The 5,982-nt window shown below is 40.8% G+C and carries 8 protein-coding genes; 5 read left to right on the forward strand and 3 right to left on the reverse strand.

The features are described from left to right. The 5 genes from O1D97_RS02525 to O1D97_RS02545 form a co-directional block, all read left to right on the forward strand. A partial coding sequence (locus tag O1D97_RS02525) for a hypothetical protein (protein ID WP_269122549.1) occupies nt 1-584 on the forward strand: 584 nt, incomplete at its 5' end. 15 nt (nt 585-599) lie between these two features. Beyond that, nucleotides 600-1,169, forward strand: a complete 570-nt coding sequence (locus tag O1D97_RS02530; protein ID WP_269122551.1) for a hypothetical protein — start codon at nt 600-602, stop codon at nt 1,167-1,169. A gap of 176 nt (nt 1,170-1,345) precedes the next feature. Next, nucleotides 1,346-1,582 (forward strand): hypothetical protein, encoded by a 237-nt coding sequence (locus tag O1D97_RS02535; protein ID WP_269122553.1) that lies wholly within the window; start codon nt 1,346-1,348, stop codon nt 1,580-1,582. Between the two features lie 65 nt (nt 1,583-1,647). Further along, on the forward strand, nt 1,648-2,049 hold the full coding sequence (locus tag O1D97_RS02540; protein WP_269122555.1) for a hypothetical protein: 402 nt from the start codon (nt 1,648-1,650) through the stop codon (nt 2,047-2,049). Nucleotides 2,050-2,123: 74 nt separating this feature from the next. After that, a complete protein-coding gene (locus O1D97_RS02545; RefSeq protein ID WP_269122557.1) occupies nt 2,124-2,687 on the forward strand; it encodes a hypothetical protein in 564 nt (187 codons plus the stop codon). Nucleotides 2,688-2,719: 32 nt separating this feature from the next. On the opposite strand, the gene O1D97_RS02550 is transcribed toward O1D97_RS02545, so the two are convergent. From O1D97_RS02550 to O1D97_RS02560, 3 genes are all read right to left on the reverse strand, one after another. Next, the gene (locus O1D97_RS02550) at nt 2,720-4,966 is read right to left on the reverse strand and encodes a PAS domain-containing protein (RefSeq protein ID WP_261732015.1); all 2,247 of its coding nucleotides are present in this window, start codon (nt 4,964-4,966) and stop codon (nt 2,720-2,722) included. A 68-nt stretch (nt 4,967-5,034) separates the two neighbouring features. Continuing rightward, the gene (locus O1D97_RS02555) at nt 5,035-5,643 is read right to left on the reverse strand and encodes a TatD family nuclease-associated radical SAM protein (RefSeq protein ID WP_269122560.1); all 609 of its coding nucleotides are present in this window, start codon (nt 5,641-5,643) and stop codon (nt 5,035-5,037) included. A gap of 124 nt (nt 5,644-5,767) precedes the next feature. Next, nucleotides 5,768-5,982, reverse strand: a 215-nt coding sequence (locus tag O1D97_RS02560) for a hypothetical protein (RefSeq protein ID WP_269122561.1), incomplete at its 5' end; no start/stop codon positions are given.

Raw genomic sequence — 5,982 nt, forward strand, 5'->3', positions numbered from 1 at the left:
TGCTTGACAGCGGTGCCCATCAATTACCTCATAATGAACTTGTCGGCATTATTTATCATGTTATTGATTACTTATGTGCCAAGCATTCAAACCTTGTAGAATACATCCCACAGCAAGGTGTCATTCTTTATCCTGCCACCCAGGGCAAACATACTAAAATACTCGACTTACCTAACCGGTTACTGACCTGTGGACAATACGGGATTATTATTGTGGCATTATTGGCCGTGCTACTGTTTGTGTTGTCTAACCTTAATCCTCCGTTATTTGCAAAAGCTGATGTCATAAGGCAGGTACTCACTGCAGATGGGCAAGTGGTGCAATTATCGGTATTTGATAATCAATCCCCACAAGATGCTATTTTGCATGCTGATTGTTTATCCACTCAATTACAGCAGTGCCATGATGTACGTTGGAACTCAATCAGCGCCGCGATTTCTACAGATCGTCATTATGTGAGCTTTATTTTGAGTCAATCTGAGTCACAATCATTGCAGTTTAAAAATATTAAATTATCTGTAAATGACATGCACTCACCGTTTATCACTCAAGAATGGCTGCATAAGGTGCTCATTTGTGGTTAACCGAATAGGAGTAAAGTGGCGAAAAAGAGCGCGGCGATTATTGCAATCAAAGCGAGGCAAGTTGTTGTTTGTATTAACGTGGGTGTTCGTCTTATTTACTTTCACCACGCGCTTGAACGCTTTGTTCCCTCGCATCAAGAATGGCACTTGTCTTGCCGTGCCGATGGTTATTTTGACCTGCCACAAACCCAAGCTGCTTCCTCTGTTGTCAGTGAATTATTGTTAACCTTCACACTTGAAAATCAATATGCTGCTTTGCGTTACCATTTAGGTAATGAGTCATTACCAGCCGAATCGATTGTGTTGCAAGGACATGTGGTTAAGGTCGATTTTGGCGCTTTAAATTACCAATTACAAATGCAACTAAAAAGTAAAAAATTAAATGATGACAGTATCTTACTTGGATATTTGTTGAATGAGTTAACAGTAGATGAAACGCAACTTATTAATGGTGAAACTTTACCGCTAGAGGTGCAACTCAACAGTATTAACGATGACCAATTGCAGGCAACTTTAACATTTATACCCAGTAATAGTATTTGGTCTTGTGAGATAATCCCGGCAGTTCTGCCTCAGCCACATTGAATAAATCCATCTTTAGGTTAATATCGATAACATCGGTGAAACTTTAAATGGTATGTAATTTAAAACAGTGGCAAAAGTTAAAGTAAAACAAGAAGAAGCGTTATCAATCAAATTTAGCCATCAAATGGCTCCAGGATCAGCGTACATTTGATTTGTACTTCTATTTACCTACAGAGATGGGGATCGGTTCACACACTCTCGATGAAGAAGAATATTACCACAGTGGTATTTTAGGCCGTCGTTCGTATTACTCTAAAGGGTTGCACCTGCCACTCGTTCAGTCTCGTTTTATTAGTTTAAACAAGCGGACGATGGAAGAGTTTCGTTTATACCTTAATTTATTTGCCTATCAATTTGCTGTCGCGATCGAAACTGACGGTAAAGAGCTGCGCCAAAAAAGTGATGCCAGATGAGTTTTATCTGGCATTAGACGAGCTGTGTGATGTGGTGATGCAATTACTTAAAAAGTTTCGTCGTAATGAACCAAGCGATCCCAAGTGGAAGTCGTATTTTGAACACGCAGATAATTACCTCTCTTGGTTTCGTGAGCAACAATTACTTAAAAATATTAGCTTATTCTCCTCGCAGCGCAGACTTTAGCGAAGTGAAAGATAAAGTGTTGGATTTATGTCGGAGCGAAAATTATTATCGCGAACAAGTGTGTAAATACAATTCGATGCAAACCCAGCAAGATGCCAATCGGATATCAAATAAAATGTTGTTGCTGCGACGCCTTATCCAACAAGGCGTGGTATTAAAAGAAGAGCTAAAACCACTTGGTGTTGGGCTGAAAAAATTTGTAACAGGCCTTGCAACCGGTTTAGTGATGTTGGTTGTGTCGGCGTTAATTATTAAAGCCCAAGGCTTTTTAATGGCCTAACCCTAACCCTTGTCCTTACGCTTGCAGTGATTTATGGCTTCAGGGAAATCTTTAAAGAAGACTTTCGTAATGCCATGTGGCGTTTCATTCAACGCGGTCGTCCACGTTGGAGTCGTATTTTACGCGACACAAGCACTCAAGCTATTGTCGCTAAACAGCTAGTTTGGCTTGAGTTTATGCGCTCACAGGATATTCCTGGCACCGTCTCTGAAATCATGAAACATCGAAATAGCCAAAATAAGGTCGACTCGACGGTGTTGCATTACCGTATTGCCACTAAAGTGGCCAATAAACCCTTTGAGGCCGGATATTCTGAAATTCAAGAACAAGTTAACTTTAGCTTAGTGCCATTTGCTCGTCATTTAGAACGCGGCAAAGCTAAAATCTATAAAGAGTCTGAAGGTAATATCAGTAATGAATCTGTTGAGCGTCGCTATCAAGTGAATCTTGTTGCAGTGTTACGAGATGGCAAGCAACAACCAGAGTATGCTCGCTTCAAAGTCACGATGAATCGCTCAAATATTGTTGAGATTACCGAAAGTAAACTGCCTGATAACATCCAACCTTTTACATCTGAAGCTGACAGTAACTTACACGAAGAGACTCAGGTCGTTGATCATCACCAAGTCGAACCTTAACCGTTTAAGTTGAGTCAAGGTACGACTTATTGTTAATTGAGGTGGTCGGTATAGGTTGGGCGAGTAAATGCTTGGCAAATGTTTTGGTCAACCGACTGCTTAGCCCGCTTTAGCGCAATTTCAGCATTGGCAAGATATTGCTCTAAACTTTGCGGCGACATATACCCTGCAATACCAATATTAATCCCTTCTGCCAACTGGTTTTCCGCTAAACAGTGCATTACATTCATAGCGTATTGATGTGCACTAGTGGCATTGGTGTCGGGCAATAAAATGACCAATTTACCAAGTTGCCACTGGGCTATTTGATAATTAAGCGGTAATTCGATTAACAACTGAAGTTCAATGTCTTTTTGGCGTTTTTCTAGCTGACTCATGTTGCCCATACTACTGAAAATACCTTCTGGGTTAATGTCCATGACTAACAAACTCGATTGAATTTTGGTTTGCTCATTGAGGTTATTAAAGTGATGTTCAAGCTCGGTTAAGCGCAAAACAATGGCGCTACTATGGCCAAATACATTACTGCTATTGTGTACGGCTATCGTGGGAGCCGTTTCTTCAAAGGTGCAAATTAAGTACTCAATATCACCATCAAAGGTAAGTTGCCCAGCCAAGGTTGTTTTTAGGCACTGATTATAACGGCTTTGGGTAAACGGCATGATTTGCGCAGTCCATTCACCTTGTAAGCTAATTTGGGCACAAATGTCTTGCCACTGGTTTTTAAGTTCATTACCCAACAAATCAGTAATTGGGATGTCGGTTTCACCATTGAGTTTCATGAGGTGATCGAATTGACTATTACATTTAATCAATTTGCCGCTCGAGTCAGTTAATGCTGTGGCTACAGCACTGTCACTCAACAGTTGATACAAATAGGCTTGGCGTTGGCTGTCATATAAAATAGTAATATCTTCAAAGGTAACCAACCAATATGACTCTTTGCTATTGGGGCATAACTCACTTCTTATGTGGGTTTGTAACGTGCTATTAACACTCTCAATACTCACTTCGCCGCGCCATTGTTGGTGATGCGCTAACGCTTCTTTTATTTGCTCAAAGCGATCGTTATCGAGTTGCAATACACGTTGGAAGTTACGATCTGTTAAGGTGTCGATCGACAAGGCTAGTGCTTTGGCTGCTTTTAGATTGGCACTGCTTATTCGGCCACTATCATTAACTATCAGACAGCTTATTTCACTGTTAAACAACCCTTGGCTTAACTGTAAGCTATTGAGTTTAGCTCGGCGCTCAAGCACAAACAGATGTCGTAATACGATCAAGGCCGACGCCAGTAAAGCGATTAACACGCCAGCAATTAAAATCACCATGCGCCATTCTAGGTAACGGGCGGCAATATCATCGTGACGGATATACGACAATAAAAAGTATTCTCTCTTGGTTTCGTATTGGCTGGTGAGTTCAACTTTTAAATAAACAAATGTGGCATCGTTACTATAAAACTGGCCAAAATTATTCATTGCCATGTCTTTCCACAATTCGGGATAAGTTTGTTTAACGCTTGACCCTAATGAGTCTGGCATATTGCTTAAAGGTTCAGGTTGATTTGCTCCAGCATATAAAAAGCCTTGAGTGTCGAGAAACAACATAGGCGAGTTTTGATTAAAAAATGCCGGTTTGATTGACTCAAGTAATTTTGTGATTGAGTTGTAAGTGACTAAGTAACCTTTAACGCTTTGGTCGGGGTTTTCTATCCAAGACAATTGATAAAAGTAAGGTTCAAGCCGGCCATCTATTGGTGTGAATGACATGGGCGATGTGTAAATGTCGCTGCCACCCATATTGCGGCCAGAGCCTAGCAGCATGGCGGGTAGTTGCAGGTTGTCGAAACTGTCTGTGGTTGAAAATTGTAAATTTCCTTGCGGGTCGTAAAGAGATAACCCTAGCAGTTCAGGAATGTTCTGTGTGAGAGAGAGCCAACTGTCGGTGACTTTACGTTGTTGCGTTTTTGAAGGCTGTTGTAAATATTGTCTAAGTAACTCAGCTTTAGCAAAAGTTTGAGTTCTAAATTGTAGAAACGCGACTTTATCCGATGCCAACGAGGCGACAGTTTGCAGTTCACTGTAGCGTTGATCTGCCCAGTCTTCTTGCAAACGACGTTCGCCTAAATTAACAACCATATTGGTGATAATAAACACCGCAATGAGCAGGATAATTAATTGGCTGAGCAGCGACAAAATATGCTGCTGTGACCATCGCGCGGCTTGTGATGAAATTAATAACGGATTAGAAGAGCTTACTACTTTGCGTTTAAACATTGAGTTTTTTTTTTAGCATTCACTTGTCAGCAATATAGCATGAAGGTGCGCTAGGAAGAATGTCTAGTTTAGCCAACTTTATCTAATTCTCGTTGCTTAAATTGAGTACCGTATTGTTCAGCGATAGCGCGGCAACGCTCAATATTCACGTTGTCTAAGCCATTTATGGCCGTGACCTGCACTTGCGAAATGTATTGCGGAGCTAACTCAATAAACTTGAGCAGCGCTTCGTACGAGTTCGCCAACTTAGGTCGGCAGTGCTGCAAATACCCTTCAGGGGTGTCGGCATTGAGTGAAATCGATAAACTGTCTACATACTGGCTTAACTCTGGCAGGATATTACGACGATGAAAATGATTGCCTAATCCATCGGTATTGACTCTGACTTTACCGCCCCGGGCTTTAATTTCTTTTGCGACTTGCAATAAACAGCTCAAGTTTAAAGTTGATTCGCCAAAGCCACAAAATACATATTCTTCAATTTGTGTGACATCGCCAAGTAGCGGAATGATGTCTTCTGCGGTGATGGGCTTACTTAATGATAAGTCGTATTCATGCACCTGTTTTGAGCCATTGTGTTTGGGGCAAAATTGACATCGTAAAGTACATCTAGCAGTAATGTTGAGATAACGATGATGACCGATATCGTAAATTAAGGTGGGCTTTGTAGTACTCATAATGATTGTGATGATTAAATTAACATCGGCATATTGTAGCGAAATAACCGCAAAGACTTTGTTGTTTGGCTCGCATAACACATAAAAAAGCAGAGCGAAAATTGCTCTGCTTTTATTAACTCATTCACTTATGTTGAGTTAATGATGTTCTTCTGACCCTCAATGGCTCTGCAGCCGTTTTAGGTTGCCACCACCAGATAAAGAATCGTCTTAATGCACGTTTTATATCATCTAAAATAATGTACAAAATCGGCACTAAAATAAGGGTGACCACGGTTGAGAATAAAATACCAAACGCCAGCGATGTTGCCATTGGGATAACAATTTTAGCCTGTAAAC

The organism is Marinomonas phaeophyticola, assembly GCF_026966905.1.
GTDB classification, from domain to species: Bacteria; Pseudomonadota; Gammaproteobacteria; order Pseudomonadales; family Marinomonadaceae; genus Marinomonas; species Marinomonas phaeophyticola.